The 25,365-nt window shown below is 45.9% G+C and carries 16 protein-coding genes; 4 read left to right on the top strand and 12 right to left on the bottom strand.

Features of this window, described 5'->3' with window-relative positions:
• Positions 1-149 precede the first annotated feature (149 nt).
• The gene (locus P5674_RS15600) at positions 150-770 is read right to left on the bottom strand and encodes a DUF1997 domain-containing protein (RefSeq protein WP_014276029.1); all 621 of its coding nucleotides are present in this window, start codon (positions 768-770) and stop codon (positions 150-152) included.
• 325 nt (positions 771-1,095) lie between these two features.
• Between P5674_RS15600 and pheA the strand changes: the two genes are divergently transcribed.
• The gene (gene pheA, locus P5674_RS15595; RefSeq protein ID WP_006619098.1) at positions 1,096-1,950 is read left to right on the top strand and encodes a prephenate dehydratase; all 855 of its coding nucleotides are present in this window, start codon (positions 1,096-1,098) and stop codon (positions 1,948-1,950) included.
• 553 nt (positions 1,951-2,503) lie between these two features.
• Here the strand turns inward: pheA and P5674_RS15590 are convergent.
• The 9 genes from P5674_RS15590 to P5674_RS15550 form a co-directional block, all read right to left on the bottom strand.
• Positions 2,504-3,145, bottom strand: a complete 642-nt coding sequence (locus P5674_RS15590; protein WP_006619097.1) for an LON peptidase substrate-binding domain-containing protein — start codon at positions 3,143-3,145, stop codon at positions 2,504-2,506.
• A gap of 105 nt (positions 3,146-3,250) precedes the next feature.
• A complete protein-coding gene (rpsJ, locus tag P5674_RS15585; protein WP_006619096.1) occupies positions 3,251-3,568 on the bottom strand; it encodes a 30S ribosomal protein S10 in 318 nt (105 codons plus the stop codon).
• Between the two features lie 136 nt (positions 3,569-3,704).
• Complete coding sequence (gene tuf, locus P5674_RS15580) at positions 3,705-4,934, bottom strand: elongation factor Tu (RefSeq protein ID WP_006619095.1); 1,230 nt, start codon at positions 4,932-4,934, stop codon at positions 3,705-3,707.
• Positions 4,935-5,043: 109 nt separating this feature from the next.
• A complete protein-coding gene (gene fusA / locus P5674_RS15575; RefSeq protein ID WP_014276030.1) occupies positions 5,044-7,137 on the bottom strand; it encodes an elongation factor G in 2,094 nt (697 codons plus the stop codon).
• Positions 7,138-7,205: 68 nt separating this feature from the next.
• Positions 7,206-7,676: a 30S ribosomal protein S7 gene (gene rpsG / locus P5674_RS15570; RefSeq protein WP_006623904.1), complete on the bottom strand. Its 471-nt coding sequence runs from the start codon at positions 7,674-7,676 to the stop codon at positions 7,206-7,208.
• Positions 7,677-7,800: 124 nt separating this feature from the next.
• Positions 7,801-8,175: a 30S ribosomal protein S12 gene (gene rpsL, locus P5674_RS15565; protein WP_006619092.1), complete on the bottom strand. Its 375-nt coding sequence runs from the start codon at positions 8,173-8,175 to the stop codon at positions 7,801-7,803.
• A gap of 204 nt (positions 8,176-8,379) precedes the next feature.
• Entirely contained in the window at positions 8,380-8,709 is a 330-nt protein-coding gene (locus P5674_RS15560) for a HesB/IscA family protein (RefSeq protein WP_006619091.1), read from the bottom strand.
• 152 nt (positions 8,710-8,861) lie between these two features.
• Positions 8,862-9,272: a phosphomannose isomerase type II C-terminal cupin domain gene (locus P5674_RS15555; protein WP_035735647.1), complete on the bottom strand. Its 411-nt coding sequence runs from the start codon at positions 9,270-9,272 to the stop codon at positions 8,862-8,864.
• Between the two features lie 222 nt (positions 9,273-9,494).
• The gene (locus tag P5674_RS15550; protein WP_006619089.1) at positions 9,495-11,936 is read right to left on the bottom strand and encodes a phosphodiester glycosidase family protein; all 2,442 of its coding nucleotides are present in this window, start codon (positions 11,934-11,936) and stop codon (positions 9,495-9,497) included.
• Positions 11,937-12,275: 339 nt separating this feature from the next.
• On the opposite strand from P5674_RS15550, the gene gltB reads away from it, so the two are divergent.
• The 3 genes from gltB to P5674_RS15535 all read left to right on the top strand — a co-directional run bounded on the left by gltB (position 12,276) and on the right by P5674_RS15535 (position 21,638).
• A complete protein-coding gene (gltB, locus tag P5674_RS15545; protein ID WP_315670084.1) occupies positions 12,276-16,988 on the top strand; it encodes a glutamate synthase large subunit in 4,713 nt (1,570 codons plus the stop codon).
• Between the two features lie 684 nt (positions 16,989-17,672).
• Positions 17,673-21,464, top strand: a complete 3,792-nt coding sequence (locus P5674_RS15540) for an ATP-binding protein (protein WP_162270056.1) — start codon at positions 17,673-17,675, stop codon at positions 21,462-21,464.
• Between the two features lie 15 nt (positions 21,465-21,479).
• Positions 21,480-21,638 (top strand): hypothetical protein, encoded by a 159-nt coding sequence (locus P5674_RS15535; RefSeq protein ID WP_162270057.1) that lies wholly within the window; start codon positions 21,480-21,482, stop codon positions 21,636-21,638.
• A 103-nt stretch (positions 21,639-21,741) separates the two neighbouring features.
• Here the strand turns inward: P5674_RS15535 and P5674_RS15530 are convergent, their stop codons facing one another.
• Both P5674_RS15530 and P5674_RS15525 read right to left on the bottom strand, forming a co-directional pair.
• Positions 21,742-23,652, bottom strand: coding sequence for a macro domain-containing protein (locus P5674_RS15530; protein WP_006619086.1), 1,911 nt, complete (start codon positions 23,650-23,652; stop codon positions 21,742-21,744).
• A gap of 138 nt (positions 23,653-23,790) precedes the next feature.
• Complete coding sequence (locus tag P5674_RS15525) at positions 23,791-24,828, bottom strand: hypothetical protein (RefSeq protein ID WP_006619085.1); 1,038 nt, start codon at positions 24,826-24,828, stop codon at positions 23,791-23,793.
• Between the last annotated feature and the right edge of the window lie 537 nt (positions 24,829-25,365).

Genomic DNA, 25,365 nt, shown 5'->3' with positions numbered 1-25,365 from the left:
CGGCGGGCGATCGGAAGTTGGCTGCTGGGAATCATCACCCGACTGGGGAAACCCCCTACCAATAAGCACTGGGGGCGGGTTCAGTAGGTTCGCTGTGGGAATCATCACCGACTGGGGAAACCCCCCACCAATAAGCACTGGGGGCGGGTTTAGTAAGTTGGCTGCTGGGAATCATCACTGACTGCGGAACCCGCCCCTACTATAACTTGACTATTGGGTTGTGTAGCCATTCCTTGATCGGCAACCTCACAAGTCCATCGCTGATAATCTGATAGTAAATTGTGCATTAATCGCTGTTTTATGGTTAATAAAACGCTTTTAAGCAAACCGTTTCCAGTGGCTTCAATAATCGGTTGAGGAGTTAGCGACAACGGGTAGGGGACTTCCACCTGTACCTCAAGATCCGCTTGACCCCTTAGATAGGTGATACCATTGATTTTATACGGCGCTAATCTACCATATAAGTTCAGCGAAAACCTCTGGTTAATGTATTCAATACCCCGAATTTCACAACCCTGCGATCGCAACCTTACAGTTCCATTGGCCAAAGCTGATACTTTCATATCTACTGTCGGTTGAATGGTCATGGTCATAAATGACAGAGGACGCATTTTTAACCGAAAGCAGTCCGCCTCCAACCTCTCTAACCTATTTGGATCAACTAAGGCGTTCACCAAACGTCGAGGCTGACGCAAATAGTGCTGGATCGGAATCGTTTGCTCACCTACCGCAATTTCCAACGATTGGGAAGCTGTAAATCTATTAAGCATAGGAGACCGTATAAATCAACAGTTGTTAACCTACATTAACAAAACTTAACTTTTTTTAATGTGACTGACATCACCCCAAGTCCTCAAGTAGTCTTAGATTATTCTTAGATTGGGGTTTTGGCGTTCAGTTTTTCCATCATAACGGTCATATTCATGAGAATCTTGTAAAGAATTACAACAAGCTCAATTCCTGAGAGTGCATTTATCCCTACCCTACTTGTCCTAAGTCAGCCAAGTTCAACTAAATAGACCCGGTTGGACCCCTGTTTCAGTTCCCCCAAACCTCACACCATAGCAACCTAAATTTAATTGATTAGTGGTTAAAATGACTGTCTCTATTGCTCATTTGGGCCCCCCAGGTACTTATGCTGAGGCGGCGACTCTGGTTTATGCCGATTATTTAACCCAAACTACAGGACATAAGCCTTTACTTTGTCCTTATCCTAGTATCACCCAAACTCTACAAGCCGTCGCTAACGGTGATGTCACTCTGGGAGTTGTCCCCGTCGAAAATTCTATTGAGGGTAGTGTTACTATTACCCTTGATGCTATCTGGAAGCTAGATCTAATTCGGATTCAACAGGGCCTGGTTTTACCTATTTCCCACGCTTTACTATCTAACGCTCAGGAATTAGCAGAGATTAAAACTGTCTACTCACACCCCCAAGCCTTGGCTCAGTGTCAGGGATGGCTCGAAAAATTTCTCCCTAATGTTCAGGCTATCCCTACTAATTCCACTACAGAAGCACTCCAATATTTGCAGGACACTACTACCGCTGCGATCGCATCTGGACGCGCTGCTGAACTTTACCAGTTACCTATTTTAGCTCATCCAATTAATGATTATCCTGACAATTGCACCCGATTTTGGGTCGTGAGTTTACAGCCTTGGCCTGGGGGGAATTATACTTCCTTAGCTTTTAGTGTTCCCGCTAATGTTCCTGGGGCTTTGGTCAAACCATTACAGATTTTTGCCCAACGCAATATTAATCTAAGTCGCATTGAGTCCCGTCCTACTAAGCGATCGCTTGGTGATTATTTGTTCTTTATTGATATTGAGGCTAACACCGATCATCAATCAGTGCGCGAGGCTTTGCAAGAACTCAAAACTCACACCGAAACTCTCAAAATTTTTGGCAGTTATAGCATTCTTAACCATCAACCACAATCCCCATGTTGATTTTTTCTTCAAAAAAAAAATTTAATCGCGCCGCCCGTGGAGGGGTTGACAGGTCGCGGGAAATCATGGTAAGCTGGGAGGTAATCCCTGATAATGGGAGGCATGACTAAAATATTTTAAAAGCACAGATTTCCATTATATAAATATAGTACCCCAACTTCCCCAGTAAGTCAAGCCCCCCTTGCCCGGTGAGGCCGGGCGCGAGGGGGTTGATTTTTTTTTCAACAAAATTTAATCGCGCCGCCCGTGGAGGGGTTGACAGGTCGCGGGAAATCATGGTAAGCTGGGAGGTAATCCCTGATAATGGGAGGCATGACTAAAATATTTTAAAAGCACAGATTTCCATTATATAAATATAGTACCCCAACTTCCCCAGTAAGTCAAGCCCCCCTTGCCCGGTGAGGCCGGGCGCGAGGGGGTTGATTTTTTTTTCAACATTTGAGATGCACAAACAAACCCAAGGGGAGACCGTTAAGGAAAAATCCTCCCGCCGTGCCCTAGAGACAAGGGCTGCCTTGTCTCATGAGGCGGGCTTGGTCTGTCAACTACTCCCCTAATTTAGGGCATCCTTTAACACAGTTCTAGCAGCTAAATGATTGCGAGTTGAAGTCAGAATTTCAGCTTCCCTTTCCAAACGAGCTACAGTATCCTGCATTTCTAAGAGCATCTGTTGTTCCGATGCCACCCCATAGAGGTTACTAGCAACCCAGTAGGATAACTCTGTGGGTAAATCAGGAATATCATCCGGTAATTCGATCGGCTGATCCATTAACTTACTGGAAAGATGAACCACATCTCGCAGTAAATTAGCCACATCCTGAGCCAAAGGTCTCAGATCAGCCGTTGGTGGCTCATCTTCGATCCATTCCACCAAACCAACCAGATAAGGCTTTTCCCGGACAGCTTCAAGGACCCGAAATCGTTGTTGTCCCAAGGTCACAATTTTCATGCGATCATCGGGTAAACGCTGATACTGAATCACCTCAGCACAGCAGCCCACCGAAGCCACTTGTCCTTGAGTAGGATCGAACATCAACACCCCAAAGCGACGATCGCCCTCTAGGATAGTGTTCATCATAATTCGATAACGGAACTCGAAAATATGTAAAGGTAGCGGCCTATGTGGAAACAGAACCACTTCCGGTAGAGGAAACAGGGGAAGTTCTCGAACAGCAAGAGAGGAAGATGATGCCATTGTCCCTTAGTACAGTGTGCGCTTCTTTCTTTATACTTTAGCTGATTTCGGACGACCCCTGTTTTGATCACCCCATATATTAAAGAGCGATCGCCCCTAGTGCCCCTACAATTTCACCTCAATATCGACACCCGCAGGTAAATCTAGTTTCATGAGAGCATCAATGGTTTTTGAGGAGGGTTGATAAATATCAATAATGCGGCGGTGAGTCCGGGTTTCAAAATGTTCTCGTGAATCCTTATCAACGTGGGGAGAACGTAGGACACAGTAAATGCGTCGTTTAGTCGGTAAAGGAATCGGACCGAGGGCTGTAGCTCCGGTGCGGTTAGCCGTATCGACGATCTTCTCGCAGGAGGTATCCAGTAAGCGGCGATCGAAGGCTTTAAGACGGATGCGAATTTTTTGCTGCTGAATGGTAGCCATTGTCTAATTGTTGAGTTTTCGAGGTTCAGTTGAATTGAATAAGCAAGAGGAGAGGGAGCAGAAAAGTGTCCTCAACTCGGATCACTTTCCTGCCACTCAATTGATCAGTTCAGAATCTAGCGATCGGATTCTAGTTCTAAGCCAGAATCTTAGCAACTACACCCGCACCAACAGTACGGCCACCCTCACGGATAGCGAAACGCATCCCTTGCTCAATAGCGATCGGGCAGATCAGTTGCACAGTCATATTAATCCGGTCGCCAGGGATAATCATTTCAGGAGTGCTGCCATCATCAGCAGTAAACTCATCAATAGTCCCGGTTACATCGGTAGTCCGTACATAGAACTGAGGACGATAACCTTTAAAGAAAGGAGTGTGCCGTCCGCCTTCTTCTTTTTTCAGGATATAAACTTCCGCCTCAAACTTAGTGTGGGGAGTAATTGATCCGGGTTTAGCAATTACCATACCCCGTTGAACATCATTTTTCTGAATACCCCGCAGGAGTAGACCGACGTTATCTCCCGCCATCCCTTCCTCAAGAGTTTTCTGGAACATTTCCGCCCCAGTTACAGTAGTGGTGCGGGTATCCTTAATTCCAATCAGTTCAACAGTTTCACCAACCTTGACTTTACCCCGTTCGATCCGGCCTGTAGACACCGTACCCCGGCCAGTAATCGAGAAAACATCTTCCACAGCCATCAAGAAAGGCTTATCGATAGCGCGCTCAGGAGTGGGGATATAAGCATCCACCTCATCCATCAGAGCATGAATTTTGTCAACCCAGTCATTTTCACCGCGAGCAGTTTTCGGGTTTTCTGTCAAAAAGTCCAATGCTTTCAAAGCAGAACCAGAAACAATGGGGATATCATCACCGGGGAAATCATAGGAACTCAGAAGTTCGCGAACTTCCAATTCTACCAGTTCCAGCAGTTCCTCATCATCTACCATATCGGCTTTGTTCAGGAAAACCACGATACTAGGAACCCCTACCTGTTTCGCCAGCAGGATATGTTCACGGGTTTGAGGCATGGGACCATCAGCCGCCGAAACCACCAGAATCGCACCATCCATTTGGGCTGCACCAGTGATCATATTTTTCACATAGTCAGCGTGTCCCGGACAGTCAACGTGAGCATAGTGGCGTTGTGCAGTTTCATACTCAACGTGAGCCGTATTGATGGTAATACCCCGCTGCTTTTCTTCAGGAGCAGCATCAATATCATCATACTTACGAGCTTTAGCCCCACCAGACGCAGCCAATGTCATGGTAATAGCAGCAGTCAGCGTTGTTTTTCCGTGGTCAACGTGACCGATAGTACCAATGTTAACGTGAGGTTTGTTCCGTTCAAATTTTGCGCGTGCCATATTATTGTTTCGTTTGTTCTTCTAGTAATCAGTGATCAAGTTTGAGATAGGAGTTTGAGTGCGATCGCCGCGATCAAAATTCACGCTAACACCGCCTACATCCTAATCTCTAGTTACCTTTGCTCTTGGCAATGATAGTTTCTGCCACACTCCGAGGCACCTCTTCATAATGGCTAAACTCCATCGAGAAGACCCCCCGGCCTTGAGTTTTCGAGCGGATATCCGTCGCATAGCCAAACATCGTCGCCAGAGGAACCTTAGCCACTACCTTGGCAATTCCCTGACTCTGATCAGTTTCCTGACCCTCAATCTGACCACGGCGGGAGTTGAGATCCCCGATGACATTCCCAATGAAATCATCGGGAACTTCCACCTCAACTTTCATCATCGGCTCCAACAGCACCGGTGAAGCCTTGGTGACACCATTTTTGATCGCCATGGAACCAGCAATCTTAAAGGCCATTTCCGAGGAATCAACGTCATGGTAGGAACCATCCACCAGAGTGGCTTTGACATCGATGAGGGGATAACCAGCAATCACACCGGACTCGCAGGCTTCCTTCATTCCCTGTTCCGCCGGATTGATATATTCCCTGGGAACAGAACCCCCAACAACTTTGGAGACAAATTCAAATCCACTGCCCGGCTCACCCGGTTCCAATTCAATCACAACGTGGCCATACTGACCCTTACCACCACTCTGACGGATGAACTTTCCTTCCGTGCGAACTGACTTACGGATCGTTTCACGGTAAGCCACCTGGGGGGCACCAATGTTAGCTTCCACCTTAAACTCTCGTAACATCCGGTCTACCAGAATTTCCAGGTGTAGTTCACCCATCCCAGCAATTACCGTTTGGTTAGTCTCCGAGTCAATTGATACCCGGAAAGTCGGATCTTCCTCAGATAACGATTGCAAAGCCTTGGAGAGTTTCTCCATATCCTGTTTGGTTTTGGGTTCCACCGCCACCGAAATCACAGGCTCTGGGATATATAACGACTCCAGGATAATCGGGTTCGCCTCATCACAGATTGTATCCCCAGTCAGGGTATCCTTGAGACCCAAAGCAGCTCCCAAGTCCCCGGCTCGGAGTTCTTCGACCTCAATGCGTTCATCAGACTTGAGAACGATCAAGCGAGAAATCCGCTCTTTCTTGTTCTTAGTAGCATTGTAGATGTAACTTCCTTTCTGGAGAACACCCGAATAGACCCGCACAAAAGTCAAACGTCCATAAGGATCAGCCATCACTTTGAACGCTAAAGCTGATAGCGCTACATCATCATCCGCGTGGCGAACTGCCTCTTCACCGTCCGGTAGTATCCCTTTGATCGGAGGAACTTCTGTAGGTGCCGGAAGATAGTCTACCACAGCATCCAGAAGCCTTTGAACACCTCGGTTTTTGAAAGAAGAACCACAAATTACCGGCACAATTAAGCCTTTAATTGTTCCCTGACGTAAGCTATGACGAACTTCTTCTTCCGTGAGAGCGTCCCCACCTTCCAAATACTCGAGATATTTCTCCATCAAAGCCTCATCCGTTTCGGCTACAGCTTCTAGGAGTTTTTCCCGATACTCGGCTACCAAATCTTGGACTTCCTCTGGAATCTCATCACTGATTTGGATATCAGTTCCCAGGTCATTGGTGTACAGATAAGTCTTCATCGCGACTATATCTACCAAGCCGTGAAAGTCACTCTCACGACCAACAGGAACCTGGATTGGTACTGCATTAGCTCGCAAGCGATCGCGGATTTGACCATAGACCTTAAAAAAGTCCGCTCCGGTGCGATCCATTTTGTTAATGAATGCAATTCGGGGAACCTGATAACGTTCAGCCTGCCGCCAAACCGTTTCTGACTGAGGCTGTACGCCACCGACAGAACAAAAAACTGCAATCACCCCATCAAGAACCCGCATAGACCGTTCTACTTCAATGGTGAAGTCAACGTGACCAGGAGTATCAATGATATTAATGCGATGATCTAGCCAACTGGTACTAATGGCGGCAGCCGTGATGGTAATACCACGCTCCCGCTCTTGAGCCATCCAGTCCGTTACAGCAGTTCCTTCATGAACCTCGCCCATTTTGTGAACCACACCCGAATAGAATAAGATTCTCTCCGTAGTGGTTGTTTTGCCCGCATCGATATGGGCTGCGATGCCGATATTACGTACTCTCTCAAGCGGGATGGTACGTGCCACAGCTACCTCCTTTTTAAACCTTTATTAAGATTTTATACGTTTCTGGAACTGACTGCTAATCCAATATTCTAATACCGATAATGGGCGAAGGCTTTGTTGGCTTCTGCCATCCGGTGCGTTTCTTCCCGCTTCCGAACTGCACTCCCGGTTTCATTGGCTGCATCCATCAGTTCTGATGCTAGTCTACTAGCCATCGATCGCCCTGAACGAGTCCTCGAAAAGTGAATCAACCAGCGTAAAGCTAAGGTCGTTCCCCGTTCGGAACGCACTTCCATCGGAACTTGATACGTCGCTCCTCCCACCCGGCGAGCCTTAACCTCTACCAAAGGAGTCGCGTTTCTAACCGCTTTTTCAAACAGTTCTAGCGGATCAGATCCCGTCCGTTCCTCAATAGTAGCCAAAGCATCATAAACAATGTTGTGAGCCACAGATTTTTTTCCGTGTCTCATGATGCGGCGCACCATCATACTCACTAAGCGACTGTTATACCTAGAATCAGGAGGAACCGGACGTTTTTGAACAACTCTACGACGAGACATACTAATTTTTCCTCAACACAATCTCAAGTTTATGCCGGGCCAGCAATACTTACAATAACCCATGTCAACCAGACCCGCCCCTAAAATTAGGCTGCCAAAATTTGGGTTAATTCATACTCCGATCCTAAGCCTTCGGGCGTTTCGCTCCATATTTGGAACGACCATTACGACGATCTTTGACCCCGGCTGTATCCAAAGTCCCACGAATAATGTGATATCGAACGCCTGGTAAGTCTTTCACCCGACCGCCTCGAATCATTACTACGGAGTGTTCTTGTAAGTTATGACCAATACCCGGTATATATGCTGTAACTTCAAATCCTGAAGTCAAGCGCACCCTTGCTACTTTGCGAAGTGCTGAATTCGGTTTTTTAGGTGTTGTAGTATAAACACGAGTACAAACGCCTCGACGTTGCGGACAACTTTTCAGGGCTGGAGACTTGGTTTTTTTATCAGTCTTTTCTCGTGCAGAACGAATTAGTTGCTGTATAGTGGGCATGAGTTACGACATAATCTATGAATTCGGCAATTTTAGGGGTTACGGTATCTCCACTGAAATAGCCCTCCCCGATTTGGGGATGGGATTTTCCTTTCTATCTATAAGTTAGATTCTGATACCCAAAACTTTATTTTAAACGATCTAACTGCTTTTGGCAAACTTTTTTTGAAAATACGGAAGCGAATGGGACGCAACCCTCTCATATCAGGACTTGAACACAAAAGAGTGACCACAGCTACAGGTCTTGGCTGCATTGGGATTATCGAACCGGAAGCCTCCCCCCATTAGATCCTCTGAATAATCTAGGGTTAGTCCCGCCAGGTAGGGAGCTATTTCGCTATCAATCACTATCCTAATCGAACCACACTGATAAACCCCATCATTGGCTGTGGCTTCTGGTTCCCAACCGAAGGTATAAACCCACTCACAACACCCCCCAGACTTCACTCCTAGTCTAAACAATAGGTTGGAGTCATTCTTCCTAGACTGTTGTCGTAGAACTTCATTAGTGGCAGATTGGGTCAGATGAATCATATTTAACACATATAACACATAACCGATCGCTGAGGCTCGACCATAAGCACCCTGTATTTTTGGTCAAGCCGTAATTATACAGCTAGGGTCGGCAATTGCACAAGTCAAGCTAATCAAAGCCGTCTCAACTCATAGGAAGCCGAATTTTAAGGTTAGCGACCGCGAGAGTAGTCATCCTGAAAACGAACAATGTCATCTTCCCCTAAATACTCCCCATTCTGAACCTCAATCAAAACCAGAGGTATCACGCCGGGATTTTCTAGGCGGTGGGTGGTACATTGAGGCACATAAGTAGACTGATTAGAAAACAGTACCTCTTCACGATCGCCACAGGTAACTCTAGCAGTACCAGAAACTACAATCCAGTGTTCACTGCGATGATGGTGCATTTGCAAGCTAAGACGATGGCCTGGGTTTACCTCAATGCGTTTAATTTTGTAGCCGGGTCCTTCTTCTAATACGGTAAAAGAACCCCAAGGCCGCAACTCAGTGGCTGAAGGCAATTGGGGAATGGTGGCGACGAGTGTGGCTGCAACTTGAGGATTTTCTTTGATGGCTACCATAGCAATCTGTCCTTGAAACATTTAGGATAAATTTGGCACTAGCTCAGGGCTTTAGATGATCGAGGTTCGAGCCTTTACATTGAGCCTTGATTCCTACAAACCACCATAGCAAACAGATTAGGGAAGATGTCACCCGGTTTGCCTCAGAATGCGGTGATAGCTACCAGATTTTATCAAAACTTTACGGTAGCCACCCATAGCTTTACATAGAAGTCATAGTTTTTAAGGGGATAAGAACACACCCAGGGCATTGTGAATAGGGGCGGCGGTTTGAGGAGGGCGATCGAGTAGATACCCACCCAAATAGAGACCCGTGGAACTACCACCGTCCAAATTGAGAGCATCAGTAGCCCCCAACTGTTTCATTATGAGTGATAATTCAGCCAGAGAGGGTCCGGGACCAGCCAGACGAGGATGGACTACGACGAATAAAAGCGATACTCCTGGGGAGTCGCTGGGCGATCGCCCTCCGGTGTTAGTTTTCAGACCGACGGCACTGCGGATAGCTCTTTGAGTATTAAAAGCATCACTAAAGTTTTCGGCTATAGCATCTAGGACTACTTCGTTGCGCCGGAGTAACAGAGGACCAGCCCCCAGAATATGGGGATATTCAGTAAAATCGGGCGGATTAGTTTCATAGACGAGTTGCACCGGTCGGGGTTGGTGTTCTGTCTGGGTGCTAGGGGGACAAACCAACCCGATACACTGGGTTTGATCTAGGCCGAGGGCTAAAGCTATTTCGGGTTCATTTCGCAGAATTAGTAAATGGCCATCGTCGGGAATAGGGACGGCTGAAAAGTTAATCGAGTCGAGAACTTGGTGACTAATAAGGGTTTCCCCTTGCACAGTGATAGCAATTTCTCTGGGAGTAAAAGGGCTATAGGTGTTTCCCCAGTCAGAAGTATAGCGAGAGAGTCCCCGTTGAATAAAGGCACTGTTGAGGCGACCGAGGGGGATAGGTTCACCAAGGTCTGTTAACAAGGTTTGTGAAAGTTCGAGGCGATCGATAAAAAATTGGTTTTGGTCTGTCCAAGCGATCGCCCCCCGGTTAAGAATTGGGCCAGAGAGCCAGCGATTTTGGTGTCTGATGACTCCCAGGGGATATTGATTATTGCGATTGAAAAATCCGCCATTAATGGCGGCGGCGGCTCTGGTACGACTAGCAATATTAACCAAGGGGCTGACACCGGAGCGAGATCCTTCTCGGCTGAGAATCGGTTGTAGGGAAATCCCCGGGTTATTTAAGTCTATCTCTAACCAAACCACTGGGAAGAGCGCCGCCTCGGAGCCAGTAGAAGAGGCCAAGGGAGGGAGTGCAGATGACCTTTGGTGGGTATTAATATCGACATATTTTTGTTGCCAACGCAGTCCCTCAGCCCAAACTATATTGCGATCGCGCCAAAAATCGGGGCGAATTTCGATGTTGATTTCTGGTAGAACAGCGCTAGATGTTACCACAGGTTGCCACCCGGTGGGAGTGCTGAAAATCAGGCGAGTTTGCTGGTTCTGGGAATCTACCCATAACCCCATTAAATTTGTCCAGAGATCTGATGAACTCTCGGAGGGGGTGAGAGATTCGATATTATTACCAGGTAAAATTACAGAACCGGGTAGCTGGCGCGAGCCGCTACTATTGGAGAGGTGAGGCGATGTAGCCTCCAAGGGAATTGACCACCATACCAAAGGCGGTAGTTCCCGGGGTGGTGTGGGTAAAGGTTGCCTATCCCCTTCATCTTCTAAGTTGGTTTCCTCTGTGGGCTCAGGTTCTGGTTCAGGCTGTGGCGACGGGGGTTTAAGTAACTCTTGCAGAGGGGGGGGAAGATCAGATATATCGAGGTTTTGGGGAGATATGCTGCGCCCAATGATACTGGGAGTTTGCCAATTGGCTGGGTTGTTGAGTCTGACCACAAAACGGCGGCAGAAATTTTCCGAGTTGCGTCCTGGGGGGTTGACGAGTGTTGTAGTGGGGAGGTCGGATAATTCTTGAACCCGTCCGTCGGTTCTGTCACCAGTCGTTTCCCCCAAAGAAGCTAGGGCGACTGTGTAAGGGGGGATGCCGAAATCAGCCCCGCTCAACACCGGATCCGAGGGGCGGGTGTGGGGAGTTGGCTGATTTTTCCCGTGGGATATGTTGCACCCGCCCCTACAAGCACCCGCCACGGGAACACAGAGATTGTCTGCTATGAAATCGGCTTGTACTGATTCAATAGTGCTAGGGGGGGTGACAATTTCGAGACGGTTTCCCTGGATCTGAATTTGCCAATTTTCCCTGGCTGCCAGTTCGCTAATCTCTAGGTATCGGTAGCCAGATTGATATTGTGTAGGCACGTTATGGGAAAATGCAAACCAACTAATGGGCTGTTGTTGGTGGTTATCGGTATCAAGGAGTTCGACTCCCATGGAGTGCATTAAGCCCAAATCGCTAATACCAATAGCAAGGCGGTCTGGTATGCGAGAATCTTGCCACTCTAGCCAATTAACTGGCAAATGTTTTCCGTTGATGGCAATCTCGGTTCCTGATTGAATAGGTTTTGATACAATGGTATACCCCGCCGCTAATGCCACACCCCCGCCGACCCCCCCAGTGGGAGTGCTAAGGGCGGGAGAGGACAACAACCAGAAAAAAGCAGCCAAATTTACAGAAAATCGGGATGAGTTAAACATGAAATCAAAATGTAATCAGATTTAAACTTTTGGGAGTCAAGACCAAAAATCGCGTGTATCCTAGGTAATTATGAGCTATAGCTTGGAATAGGGTACAGGCGGGTTCACAAACAATGGGCGTGGAAATAGAGTCGCGCGTAAGAACCCGCCCCTCGATGCGAAAATTTCGGAGTAAATCAACACGGAGTGCGTCACAATAACGCTTTTGGTTGGTGTTTCTCGTAGCCGGTCGGATGTGACGCACCCTACGAATCTTGGCTACATAATAATACCTAAGGGCATTTCACGGACAACGGACACCAGACAGCAATTTCCCTAGCAAAACCCATTGATCGAGACATGGATAGAAAAGAAACCAATTTCAACCCCCATCAACCCCCTACCCTGAAAGTTCGCCGGTTATCTAACCAGGGAAATAGCCTGGGTACACCCTACGCGGGTCCTCGGTGGCTGGTGGAAGAAAGAGATGCTTGTGGCGTTGGGTTCATTGCAGACCTAAACGGAAAAGCCAACCATAGCATAATTGAGAAAGCCTTAAAAGCCCTAGGCTGTCTGGAACACAGGGGAGGATGTAGTGCCGATTACGACTCTGGGGACGGAGCCGGAGTGATGACTACTATTCCCTGGAAAATACTGCAAGCGGAAGGATATGCGGTGAGTCCAGAGGGTGACTATGGAGTAGGAATGATATTTCTACCCCAGGCGGGTTCTTCAGGGAATGGTTCCCCCAATCAGGAGGTTGCGGAAGCGGACGGTAAACAACAGTTAGCCCGCGATACGATCGCCAAAGTTCTGGAGTCGGAAAATCTGAACCTGATAGGTTGGCGAGTGGTTCCGGTGCGCCCGGAAGTCCTCGGACCGATGGCAGCAGCTAACCAACCCTGCATTGAACAGCTTATTGTTAGCTCAAAAACAGGTCTGGTGGGAGATGACCTAGAACGTCAATTATATCTGGCACGCCGCCAGTGTGGGGTAGCCCTAGAAAAAGAGGGCTTGGTCTGGGGACAAGATATCTACATTTGTTCCTGGTCCTGTCGGACTATCGTTTATAAGGGTATGGTGCGCTCGGCGGTGTTGGGTGAGTTTTACCGTGATTTACAAAATCCTGACTATGAAAGTCAATTTGCGGTGTATCATAGGCGCTTCAGCACTAATACTATGCCACGCTGGCCCCTCGCTCAACCGATGCGGTTACTGGGGCATAACGGGGAAATTAACACGCTTCTGGGTAACATTAACTGGATGCGGGCGCGGGAAGGTATCCTCTCTCATCCGGTTTGGGGCGATCGCCTTTGGGATCTGAAACCTTTTGTGGATGCCAATAACAGCGATTCGGCTAACCTCGATAACGTGATGGAACTGCTGGTGCGGACGGGGCGGGAACCTTCTGAGTCGTTGATGATTATGGTTCCAGAAGCCTATCAAAATCAGCCGCTGCTGAAAGACTATCCAGAAATTACGGACTTCTACGAATTTCACAGCGGAGTACAAGAAGCCTGGGATGGTCCGGCTTTGCTGGTGTTTAGCGATGGTAAACAGGTGGGGGCGTGCTTAGACCGCAATGGACTCAGACCGGCGCGTTATTGCATCACCAAAGGGGGTTTGATTATTGTGGGCTCGGAAGCGGGAGTAGTACAAGTTGAGGAGTCGGAAATTATCGAAAAAGGTCGCCTGGGACCGGGACAAATGATCGCGGTGAACTTGGAGGAGTCGGAAATCCTGAAAAACTGGGATATTAAACGGAAAGTGGCGGGGAAATGCAACTATGGGGAATGGCTGCGAAAATACCGCCAGGATTTGGAGCGGCAACCTTTTGTGGGCACGGAAAATCCTCCTCTTCCTGACCTGGCTATCCAAAAAGCCTTTGGTTACGGTTCGGAAGATGTGGAAATGGTGATTGCGGATATGGCGAGTTTGGGGAAAGAACCGACTTTCTGCATGGGAGATGATATTCCGCTGGCGGTGATTTCGGAACAACCTCACCTGCTATATGACTATTTTAAACAGCGCTTTGCTCAGGTGACTAACCCGCCTATTGACCCGCTACGGGAGCGGATTGTGATGTCCCTAGAAATGCGCTTGGGAGAACGGGGGAACCTGCTGGACCCGAAACCGGAAGATGCGCGGATGCTAAAAATATCATCCCCAGTCCTGAATGAGGCGGAACTGCAAAAACTGGCGGACTCTGGTTTAAAGGCGGTGGGTCTGTCTACTCTGTATCCGGTGGCGACGGGACCGGACGGGTTGCGGTTGGCGGTGGAGGCTCTGTGCGAAAAAGCGATCGCCGCTGTGGCTCAGGGGGCGAAAATCTTGATTCTCAGCGATCGCCACTCGGAGAGCCAATCGCCTTTGAATGGGGAAAATACCTATATTCCGCCTCTGTTGGCTGTGGGGGCTGTCCATCACTATCTGATTGAGTCGGGAGACCGCCTGAAATGCTCGTTGGTGGTGGATACTGCCCAATGCTGGAGTACACATCATTTTGCCTGTTTAATCGGCTATGGTGCGTCTGCTATCTGCCCCTATTTGGCTTTGGCGACGGTGCGACAGTGGTGGTCGGAACCCAAAACTCAGATACAGATGGAAAAAGGGAAAATGCCACCCTTGACGATGGTTCAGGCTCAGGAAAATTATCGCGCGGCGGTGGAAGGGGGACTGTTAAAGATTCTCTCGAAAATGGGGATTTCTCTACTGTCTTCTTACCAAGGAGCCCAAATTTTTGAGGCGATCGGTATCGGGGAAGACCTGTTGAATTTGGGCTTTAAGGGGACGACTTCTCGGATTGGAGGGTTGACTGTGGCGGAGTTGGCGATGGAGGTGGGCCAGTTTCACGCTAAGGCTTTCCCGGAAATGCAAGGCAAAAAGCTGGAAAACTACGGCTTTGTTAATTATTTTAAACGGGGAGAATATCACGGCAATAGCCCGGAATTGGCGAAGTTGCTCCATCAGGCGGTACGCGGTGAGGGGGCAGACCATTACAGCACTTACCAGGCTTACCTGCAAGAGCGCCCGGTGGCGGCGCTGCGAGATTTGCTGGATTTCCAAAGCGATCGCTCTCCTATCTCGATTGATGAGGTGGAACCCATTACGGATATTGTGTCGCGTTTCTGTACCGGGGGGATGTCTTTGGGGGCGCTGTCGCCTGAGGCTCACGAAACTTTGGCGATCGCTATGAACCGTTTGGGGGGTAAGTCTAATTCTGGGGAAGGTGGGGAAGACCCGACCCGGTTTAAGCCTTTGGATGATGTGGCTGATGATGGTATCTCCCCCAGTCGCCCTTATCTGCGAGGGCTGCAAAATGGGGATAGTTGTTCTTCGGCGATTAAACAGGTGGCTTCGGGTCGCTTTGGGGTGACACCAGAGTATCTGATGAATGCTCAGTCTATTGAGATTAAAGTCGCTCAAGGGGCGAAACCCGGTGAGGGGGGACAGTTGCCGGGTAAGAAGGTGAGCCCCTATATCGCTATGTTGCGACGGTCGAAACCCGGTGTCACCCTGATCTCGCCGCCGCCTCATCATGATATCTACTCCATTGAGGATTTGGCACAGTTGATTTTTGACTTGCATCAGATTAATCCGGGGGCTCAGGTGTCGGTGAAACTGGTGGCGGAAATTGGGATTGGGACGATTGCGGCTGGGGTGGCTAAGGCGAATGCTGACTATATCCAGATTTCTGGTCATGATGGGGGGACGGGAGCCTCGCCTTTGTCTTCGATTAAACACGCCGGAGCCCCCTGGGAGTTGGGTTTGACCGAGGTGCATCGGGTTCTGATGGAAAATAAATTGCGCGATCGCGTCCGCCTGCGGGTTGATGGGGGCCTGAAGTCCGGCTGGGATGTGGTGATGGGGGCGCTCATGGGGGCGGAAGAGTTCGGCTTTGGGACTATCGCCATGATTTCCGAAGGCTGCATTATGGCTCGGATTTGTCACACTAATGGCTGTCCGGTGGGGGTGACAACTCAGCGGGAGGATTTGCGGAAACGCTTCCCAGGAACTCCTGACCATGTGGTGAATTTCTTCCATTTTGTCGCCGAGGAGGTGCGATCGCTGTTGGCGAGGTTGGGTTATCGTTCCCTGACTGATTTGATGGGGCGATCGGACCTGCTGAGGATGCGTGATGTACCTCTGGCCAAAACTAAGGGATTGGATTTGGGGGTGTTGATGCAGCAGCCGGTGGCTCCGGGTAATGATTGGTTGCATCATGAACCTGTACACAGCAATGGTGCGGTGTTAGACGACAGCATTTTGGCGGATCAGGAAATCTCTAATGCTATTTCCCATCAGTCCAAGGTTGCCAAAACTTTGGATATTGTCAATACCGATCGCACTGTGGGGGCTCGCATTGCTGGGAAAATTGCTTCTATGTACGGCAATAGTGGGTTCTCTGGAGAAATTGCCCTGAGTTTTAAGGGGTCGGCTGGTCAGAGTTTTGGCGCGTTTAATCTACCGGGTATGATTTTGACTCTCCATGGGGAGGCTAATGATTATGTCGGTAAGGGTATGCACGGCGGCGAGTTGATTATTAAGCCCAGTGATGACTCGACTCTGGCGGCTTTTGAAAATGTGATTATTGGCAATACTTGTCTGTATGGAGCTACCGGGGGCACTCTGTTCGCACGGGGACAAGCGGGTGAGCGCTTCGCTGTGCGTAACTCTATGGGACGGGCGGTTATTGAAGGGGCTGGCGACCATTGCTGCGAGTATATGACTGGTGGGGTGGTTGTGGTTCTCGGTAAGGTTGGCCGTAACGTGGGGGCGGGAATGACTGGCGGTATTGCTTATTTCCTGGACCCGGGTGGGTCTTTCCCCGATTGTGTGAATGGGGAAATTGTCCGCATTCAACGGGTTTGTACCGCAGCCGGTGAGGCTCAGTTGCGCGGGTTGATTCAAGACCATTGCGATCGCACTGGCAGTACCCTAGCTGCTTCGGTTTTGGCTAATTGGTCTGAGTTCCTACCTAAATTCTGGCAAGTGGTTCCCCCTTCTGAGGAAAATACGCCGGAGGTTTCCCCTGAAGGTAGCGATGAAAAGGTTGCCGTTGGCGCTTCGTAATTCGTTTCTTAATCTAGGCTGATAATCTTCTTGGGGTCTATCAACTGATTTCCCAAAACACAGGGGCGAAAAATTCTTCGCCCCTATCATTTACGCACTAAGATTTTTACCCAACAGATGCGTTATCGTAAAAATTATTCTCTGTTATAATCCCATAATATTAAGTTTTATTGGTGCAGAGGGTCCTGTCTCCGAATAAAATCTTTACCGTATCCATACTAGTTCTATGATCTTCTATATCGAAAATTCGATCAGGGGACTGCGCTCAACTATTTTGTTCAACTATAATATAGCAGCATTGGCTTACGCCCTGCCGTTAATAACATTGTTTGCCGTCATCTTCGATGACTCTACTCAAACTCGTTATCTAATGGGAGTCTTACGTCAACAAGATAAATCCGGTAAAGATTGCTATAAATTATTTGCAAGCGGATTTGGGGGAAAATCGAGAACAAAATGCTTTACTAAGATGAATTTTCATGGGAGGCATCATCTCTGGGTGAATGAGTTTTCCTGGCATTTTTTAAGCTCTTTTTAGGATGATTTGGATTGAGACAAATGGGCGATCGCTTATCGCGTGCTTTCCTACATCATTAACGGCAGGAGTTTATGCTTATCATAAAATCGATCTATTCCTCTTTTCGCAAAATCCACAAAATCGTTCCACTGCGTACGATTCTAATCGTGCCGTTTATTCTTCAAATTTTTGGGGTTGTTGGACTAACTGGATATCTCTCCTTCAGGAGTGGACAAGAATCGATTAATCAGTTAATCGAAAAATTAAGCAATAAAATTACCGCCAATATTAATCTGCATCTTCAGAATTATCTGAAAACCCCCCACCTGATGCACCAAATTACCGCCGCATCGGTTCGCAATGGCATTTTAGATCTAGATGATTTTGATACCTTACAAAAGCAGTTCTGGTCAGAAATTCAACTGTCTGAAGCCGTTGATTACATCTTTTTTGGCGATCAAGATGGCCGGTTTATCGGAGTTCAGACTTATCTGACCGGGGAAACCGTGGTTAAATTTAGGGATTTTCAAACTGAACCCAACCGCGAAATTTATCAATTGGATCAACAAGGAGAACGGGAACAATTTTTAAGGTCTGGCCCATACGATCCGCGCGATCGCCCCTGGTACAGCAACACATTAGAACAAAACAAACAAACCTGGAGTGAGGTGTATTTATCCGCAGATTTAGGGCTATTACAAATCACGCCAAGCACACCGATTTATGATTCAGAAGGGAATTTACAAGGGGTGTTAGCAACCAATTTAATTCTAGCTCAAATTAGCGAATTTTTACAAACTTTAGAAATTAGCAGCTCAGGGATTGCCTTTATTCTAGAACCCAGTGGCAAAATTATTGCCAGTTCAACCGCAGAATCCCCATTTATAATCAAGGAAAACGGAGAACCCAAACGGTTATTAGCCATTGAGTCCCGTGAAGCCCTAATTCGCGAAAGTTACAAATATTTAATTGAGCAGTTGCCTGGCTTGAATAAGTTTGAAGGAAAGCGTAATTTTATCCTAAATATTGAGGGAAATAAAAAACTGTTACAAGTCTCTCCCTTACAACAAGATATCGGCTTAGATTGGGCGATCGTCATTGTGATTCCTGAATCCGATTTCATGGAAAAAATTGCCGCTAATACCCGCACCACGATCGCCCTTTGCTTAATCTTTTTCTTGATTGCTATTTTTATCGGCTTCCGAACATCACTCTGGATTGTTAAACCCATTTTAAAGCTTAATCAATCTGCCAAAAAACTCGCCAGTGGAGAATGGGAAGAAACCCCTAATCTTGACCGGACTGATGAACTGGGAGAATTGGCAAATTCCTTTAATCAAATGGCTCGCCAACTCAAGGAATCCTTTGTCAACTTAGAAGCCAAAAATGCCCAACTTCAACATTTAGATAAACTCAAGAATGAATTTTTAGCCAATACTTCTCACGAACTACGAACCCCCCTCAATGGAACCATTGGAATCGCCGAGTCCATGCTCGATGGTGCAACCGGAAGTTTAACAGAAATTCAACGCAAAAATTTATTAACCATTGCCCAAACAGGACGGCGTTTAGCCAATTTAATCAATGATATTTTAGACTTTTCTAAACTTCGACATAACCATATTGAACTGCAACTCAAATCAATTCGATTGCGAGAACTGGTTGAAGTCGTCTTAACCCTCAGTCAGCCTTTAATTAAATATAAACAGTTAGAAATAATTAATACCATTTCTGATAATCTACCCCCGGCGATGGCTGATGAAAATCGTTTGCAACAAATTCTACATAACTTAATTGGAAATGCGATTAAGTTTACCAATGCAGGAACCATTGAAATTTCTGCCGTAGAACTTGACAGTCATGGGGAAACAGAAAAACCAGAATGGATTGAAATCACCATTTCTGATACAGGGATTGGGATTCAAGAAGACAAAATTGACCGTGTTTTTGAATCCTTTGAACAAGCAGATGGGTCTACCGCACGCCAATATGGGGGAACAGGATTAGGATTGGCGGTGACGAAAAAACTAGTTGAACTTCATGGGGGTAAAATTTGGCTTGAATCTGAGATTGGTGTGGGGTCTCGCTTTCATTTTAGTTTACCCATTGCCGAGAGTGAACCGATATCGCTGGAGATTGAGCAAGGTTTAAAAATGTCTCAGTTAAACCATTTGGCTTGGTCGGAAGATGAAGAGGAGATCGAACCGACCGGTTTAGAACGGGAAGAGATTGATGACGATCGCCAAATTAAAATCTTAATTGCTGATGATGAACCCGTCAATTTACAGGTTATCTCTAATTATTTATCTTTAGAAAATTATACAATTGTTTCTGCATTAAATGGGATTGAGGCATTGGCTTTAATTGAAGAAGGATTTAAGCCGGATCTGGTTTTACTAGACTTAATGATGCCTCAAATGACTGGGTATGAAGTTTGTGAAAAACTGCGAGAACATTTCGAGGCAAATCAATTACCCATTTTGATGTTAACGGCGAAAAATCAGGTATCTGATTTAGTCCATGGCTTGGGAGTGGGAGCCAATGATTATTTAACAAAACCGATTTCTAAACATGAGTTGCTGGCTCGGATTAAAACCCATTTAGAAATTGCGAAGATCTCAATTGAAAATGCACAGCTTTATTATGAAATACGTGAAAGTGAAAGCCGCCTGAAACAGTTTTTAGAAGCGTTACCGGTGGGGATTTCTATTCTGGATGCACAGGGAAGTCCTTATTATGTGAATCAAGTGGGGAAAGAACTGTTGGGTCAAGGGGTGGTGAATACGACGTGGAAGCAAGTTAATGAGGTCTACCGTAATTATATTGCGGGGAGCGATCGCCTCTATCCGATTGAGCAGTTACCGGTAATTCGCGCATTGCATGGGGAACGAACAACGGCGGATGATATTGAAATCCAGCACCCGGATAAACGGATTCCAATTGAAGCGTGGGGGACACCTATTTTTGATAAAAATGAGGCGGTTGCATTTGCGATCGTGGCATTCCAAGATATTACAGAACGCAAACACGCGGAAATGGAACGGGAGGAATTTTTACAACAACTAGCTGTGGTAAATAAAGATTTGGAAAAAGCCTTAGAAGCACAAGTGCAGTTAACGGATGCTTACGGTCGTTTTGTCCCCCATGAATTTTTAGAGTTTCTGGGTCATCGCAGTATTGTTGATGTCGAGTTAGGGGATGCGGTGGAGCAAGAAATGTCCATCCTCTTCTCAGATATTCGAGATTTTACAACGATTTCGGAACAGTTAACCCCGGCTGATAATTTTAAGTTTCTCAATTCTTATTTAGGTCGCATGGAAGCGGCGATCGCTTATAATAATGGGTTTATTGATAAATATATTGGGGATGCAATTATGGCTTTATTTAGCAATAATGCGGATGAAGCCGTACAGGCGGGAATTTTGATGTTAAAAATGTTGGCTGCTTATAATCAACAACCAGTGGAAGCAGGCCGATCGCCGGTGAGAATTGGCATCGGGATTAATACGGGAAATTTGATGTTAGGAACCGTAGGCGGATCAAACCGGATGGATGGAACGGCGATCGGAGATGCGGTGAATTTAGCATCTCGAATTGAAGGCTTAACTAAAAATTATGGGTCGCAGTTGTTGATTTCTCACCACACTTTTTTAAAGTTGGAACATCCCACTAAATATGCTTTACGTTTAATCGATCGCGTTAAGGTAAAAGGAAAGTCAACGTTTGTGTCGGTTTTTGAAATTTTTGAGAATGACCCACCAGAAATAAAAGCCTTGAAGTTAAAGAATAAAACATTGTTTGAAAAAGCGGTTGTACTCTATCACTTTAATTGCTTTGATCAAGCAACTGAACAGTTTCAAGCATATCTGGACTTAAATCCGGGCGATCGGGCGGCGGAAATTTACCGCGATCGCTGCCAACAACGCTCTAAGGGATCCACCGATGAACAGTTGGAATAGCAAGGCTTCAATGGCTTGAGCACAGGAGGCGCAACTCATGCCCTGGAGTTGGAGAGTTTGTGGATTGATAAGGTAGAGGTCGAATCTCCTAAAGCGATCGCTTCATTTCTCCCACTCCTAACACTTGAGGGAAAAGGCGATCGCCCCGATGCTAGTTTCCGGCAAATGTTCTAGGGCTTTGGTGGTGGAGTTAGTAGCGATCGCCTCAAGATAAACCGGGTTTCTGTTGTGGATATTATCCTTAACTGTGGAGTAAAAAAAACCTGTTTTTCACACCCTAGGGATAAGAAGAAAATACAGTCACAGCAGCTTCATCGGGCAAACATGGTAAGGATAATGAACTCACAATTTCTGTCACTATTTGACGATAAATATCATAAGTTTGCTGGTCATTACAAACCAAGATAATCTCTTGCAGTTGAAAATAGGTGGTTAAAAATTTTTGCATTTCAGTAACAGCAATTTTGGCAGCTTTTTCTAAGGTAAATTTCCCGGTTCCGGTTCCTAATGCCGGAAAAGCAATGGATTCAATTTCTTGAGAATTAACTAAGTTTAAACAGTTCTGGTAGCATTTAGCTAAGAGTTTTTCGGCTTGAACTTCACCATTTTGCCAAGTGGGACTAACCGTATGAATTACCCATTCAGCGGGTAAATTATATCCGGGGGTTATTTTTGCTTCTCCTACCTTACATCCATTCAGTTTTTGACATTCTTGTTTTAACTCTACACCTGCCGATTTATGGATCATAATATCTACTTCGGGATGGTCTGAGGACATGAAAAATGAACCCCATTTTTTATTTGGTAATAGATGGGGATTTGTGGAACAAACGATCGCATCTACAGGTTGCTGGGTGATATCTCCTTGGATAACCGTAATGCGATCGCTGAGATTAATCCCGGATTTTAGTAAAATAATTCTGCGGATTTCCTCAACCTCTTCTAGGGGAGTTTTGGTGATTTCAGCGATACGATTATGCAGGATTTTCTCCTGTTCACTAATTCGCCCATCTGCTTTAGCCAGTTCCCAAGATATCGCCAGAAGGAAACGATATTTGATTCTAGCTTTTTCTGGCTTTTGTTCCTTTAATAAGCCCTCAGCGATTACTTGGTCAAAACTTTGCTGATGTTCGATGACATCCCGAACTCTCTGAGCATCTTTTTTGTTAATCCATGGGTGAAGCAGTAAACTTTCCAGAGTATCTCGTTCTTGACGAGAAAATTCTCCATCAGCCCAAGCCATTGGTAAAGATGCAATGAATACATCCGCTAAAAAAGCACTTAATTTTCGCTGTTCATTTTTATTTCTTAAAGATAAAGCACCGTAACTAATTCCCACTCCGGCAACTGCTGCCAGAGTAATGGGGGCAGCTAATGTTAATAAAGAATAGGCAGAAGCACTAACCGCAATTCCACCACCCAAACCAAGTGCAGATTGAATGGAAGTCCATAAACCTGCTTGAACAAACATACTGCTTGCTACACCATGAACACCCGCACCTGTTAAGGCTGCCATGGTAGCTCCTTCGGCAACTGACACGGTAATTTTGGCGACTGGAGGTAAGTCGTCTGTAATAATTTGCAGTTCACTTTCTGTAGGAGATAAGGATTCATTAGTCAGATATTTTTTCAGGTAAGCAAATAAGCCATTAATCAAACTGACAATGGTGCTATCGTAGTCCTTGTCTGGATCGAGTTTGCTTTTGACTGCATCTAAGATTTTTTGGGTTTCTTTGACAGTTTTTTCCCAGGTTTTTTCCCAAGAAACGCCCAAACTTTGGATCAGTTCGTTGCGATCGCTTTGAATATCTTCTAACTCTGAACCATACTTACTTTTTAAATAGTTTCCATTGAGTTCTAAAACTATGTCGAAGGTTACTAGACTTATGACAATAGCGATCGCAGCAGCAATGGGAGTAGTGAATAATCCCAAAATTGGCATTCCGGTTAAGGGAATATAGGAGGAGGCGAGGAAAGCCAAAATATGGCCAATAATCAATAAACTTGCCGTTAAAATTTTTCTGGCTTCTGCTCCAATATTTTGATTTTTATAAATTGTAAAGAGAAGGTTAATATAACTTGGTATTTTTTTGATTTTCGGAATAGTAAACTTTAAAAGCTGTCCAGAAATGGGGACAATCACGTGCCCAAAGAATTGCATAATCAGACCAGGAATTTCAAAGAACATAATATTATTCCTCTTACAGATTTAATCTTGATTGGGTAGGGTGGGTTAGTCGCTGCGGTATGTTTGATTTCTGTAGGGGTCAATAGCCATTAACCCCTACCATTTATCTATCATTGAGAAATGCTAGATAAATTTAATTCATTTCAGGGGGAGTAAATTAGGATCAATACAAGTTATTGCTGCCCATTCGCCAAGTTTGTTAGCAATAAAAATAGCTAATTTAGAAGAACCATAAGTTGTAGCAGCAGTTCCACCAACTAACAATGCAGCCATAATCATCGGACCCCCGACTGCGGATGTGACAACCGCTGTTGCTGCTGCTCCTGTTGCGCTGCTGCCTAATGTACTAGCTAAAGTTGTTGTAAGTCCACCTAAACCTAATTCAGAAACTGCAGAAGCGATTCCTGCATATCCGGTTAAGTTTCCTGCACCGGCTACGGCCGCAGATGTAATTGTTTGATGTACAATAAAAACAGTACCTGCACCATCTAATATTGCATTCCAATATGAATCATCAATTCCATTTTTGCTATCAAGATAAGCTCGGCATATCATCTTAGGACTTGTTTCTAAAAAATCTCGTGCTCGTTTACGACTTTTAGCATCTAGCTTTTGAGAGGTAATAGTTTGAAAGACTAACATCAGAAGTTTTTGGCTTTCACCCAGTTTACCTGGAAGAGTTTTTGTGGCTATTTTTTGCATTTCTTTGCCATAGCTTGATGTGTGAGAAACTAGCTGAGTGAGATCATCCGCCAGCTTTTTGACAGACAAGCTGGAACTAATATTACTGGTCGTGTCAGAAACTAATTTTTTAGCAACGTCTGTCTGTTTTAGGGCATCATTGATTGCCTTCAAAATTTGCTCTTGACTTGGCAAGTTTTTCTTAAAAAAATTCCGAGTAGAATTGGTAACATATTTGCTGTTGGATTTAATCCCATTCTCAATCATGCTTTGTATTTGAGATTTATCAGGGATTTGATCCAGAAAGTCCATAAAACCTGTTACAGAAATGCTTGCTACTAATTCTGATCGCAGGTTCCAAGAATTTGAAATCTCAGTCATAATTGATTTCTCGGCTGCTAAAGCTGGTGGAGAGGAAAACCAGAAACCAATACTAACAGTAACATATAATATGACAGTGACAATGGAAGTTGTCAGTTTAGTCCATTGACTCATATCAAACACTCCTTGCATTTTAACAATTTAGCCATAACCATAAGACCCTCAACTGCTAATTTAAAAGGCGATCGCCTATCACACCATCCGACCGACTAACCCAGTGATAAGCCTGATAGAATACGTGGCGCTTGTCTTCCATTTTATACACAACCATCATAAGTCAATTATATTTTCCGATATTTTTAATTATTTCTAAATATTTCTAAATATTTCTACAAAAAACGTCACTACAGTAGTTAAACTTTGTAGGTTGGGTGAAACGCAGTGAAACCCAACATGATTTAGAGATAGTAGTGTGAGGTGGCGACCAAGGGCCGAGTGCTAAACTTTGTAGGTTGGGTGAAACGCAGTGAAACCCAACAGAAGGTTAGAGATGGTGGCGTTGGGTTTCGTTACCTCCACCCAACCTACTCAACTAATGGTGGTGTGAAACGAGCGTGAAACCCAACAGAAGGTTAGAGATGGTGGCGTTGGGTTTGGTTACCTCCACCCAACCTACTCAACTAATGGTGGTGTGAAACGAGCGTGAAACCC

It is taken from the genome of Limnospira sp. PMC 289.06 (assembly GCF_032350395.1).
Taxonomy (GTDB): Bacteria; Cyanobacteriota; Cyanobacteriia; order Cyanobacteriales; family Microcoleaceae; genus Limnospira; species Limnospira platensis.
The sequence above is the reverse complement of the archived record's forward strand: the minus strand, read 5'-3'. Positions and strand labels throughout refer to the sequence as shown.

Excerpts from the sequence above, each read along its gene's own strand:
- P5674_RS15550 (WP_006619089.1), bottom strand. The coding sequence starts at position 11,936 with ATGTTTAACTCATCCCGATTTTCTGTAAATTTGGCTGCTTTTTTCTGG.
- rpsJ (WP_006619096.1), bottom strand. The coding sequence starts at position 3,568 with ATGGCTACCATTCAGCAGCAAAAAATTCGCATCCGTCTTAAAGCCTTC.
- P5674_RS15530 (WP_006619086.1), bottom strand. The coding sequence starts at position 23,652 with ATGTTCTTTGAAATTCCTGGTCTGATTATGCAATTCTTTGGGCACGTG.
- P5674_RS15555 (WP_035735647.1), bottom strand. The coding sequence starts at position 9,272 with ATGGTAGCCATCAAAGAAAATCCTCAAGTTGCAGCCACACTCGTCGCC.
- rpsG (WP_006623904.1), bottom strand. The coding sequence starts at position 7,676 with ATGTCTCGTCGTAGAGTTGTTCAAAAACGTCCGGTTCCTCCTGATTCT.
- rpsL (WP_006619092.1), bottom strand. The coding sequence starts at position 8,175 with ATGCCCACTATACAGCAACTAATTCGTTCTGCACGAGAAAAGACTGAT.
- P5674_RS15600 (WP_014276029.1), bottom strand. The coding sequence starts at position 770 with ATGCTTAATAGATTTACAGCTTCCCAATCGTTGGAAATTGCGGTAGGT.
- tuf (WP_006619095.1), bottom strand. The coding sequence starts at position 4,934 with ATGGCACGCGCAAAATTTGAACGGAACAAACCTCACGTTAACATTGGT.
- pheA (WP_006619098.1), top strand. The coding sequence starts at position 1,096 with ATGACTGTCTCTATTGCTCATTTGGGCCCCCCAGGTACTTATGCTGAG.
- gltB (WP_315670084.1), top strand. The coding sequence starts at position 12,276 with ATGGATAGAAAAGAAACCAATTTCAACCCCCATCAACCCCCTACCCTG.
- P5674_RS15590 (WP_006619097.1), bottom strand. The coding sequence starts at position 3,145 with ATGGCATCATCTTCCTCTCTTGCTGTTCGAGAACTTCCCCTGTTTCCT.
- P5674_RS15560 (WP_006619091.1), bottom strand. The coding sequence starts at position 8,709 with ATGATTCATCTGACCCAATCTGCCACTAATGAAGTTCTACGACAACAG.
- P5674_RS15525 (WP_006619085.1), bottom strand. The coding sequence starts at position 24,828 with ATGAGTCAATGGACTAAACTGACAACTTCCATTGTCACTGTCATATTA.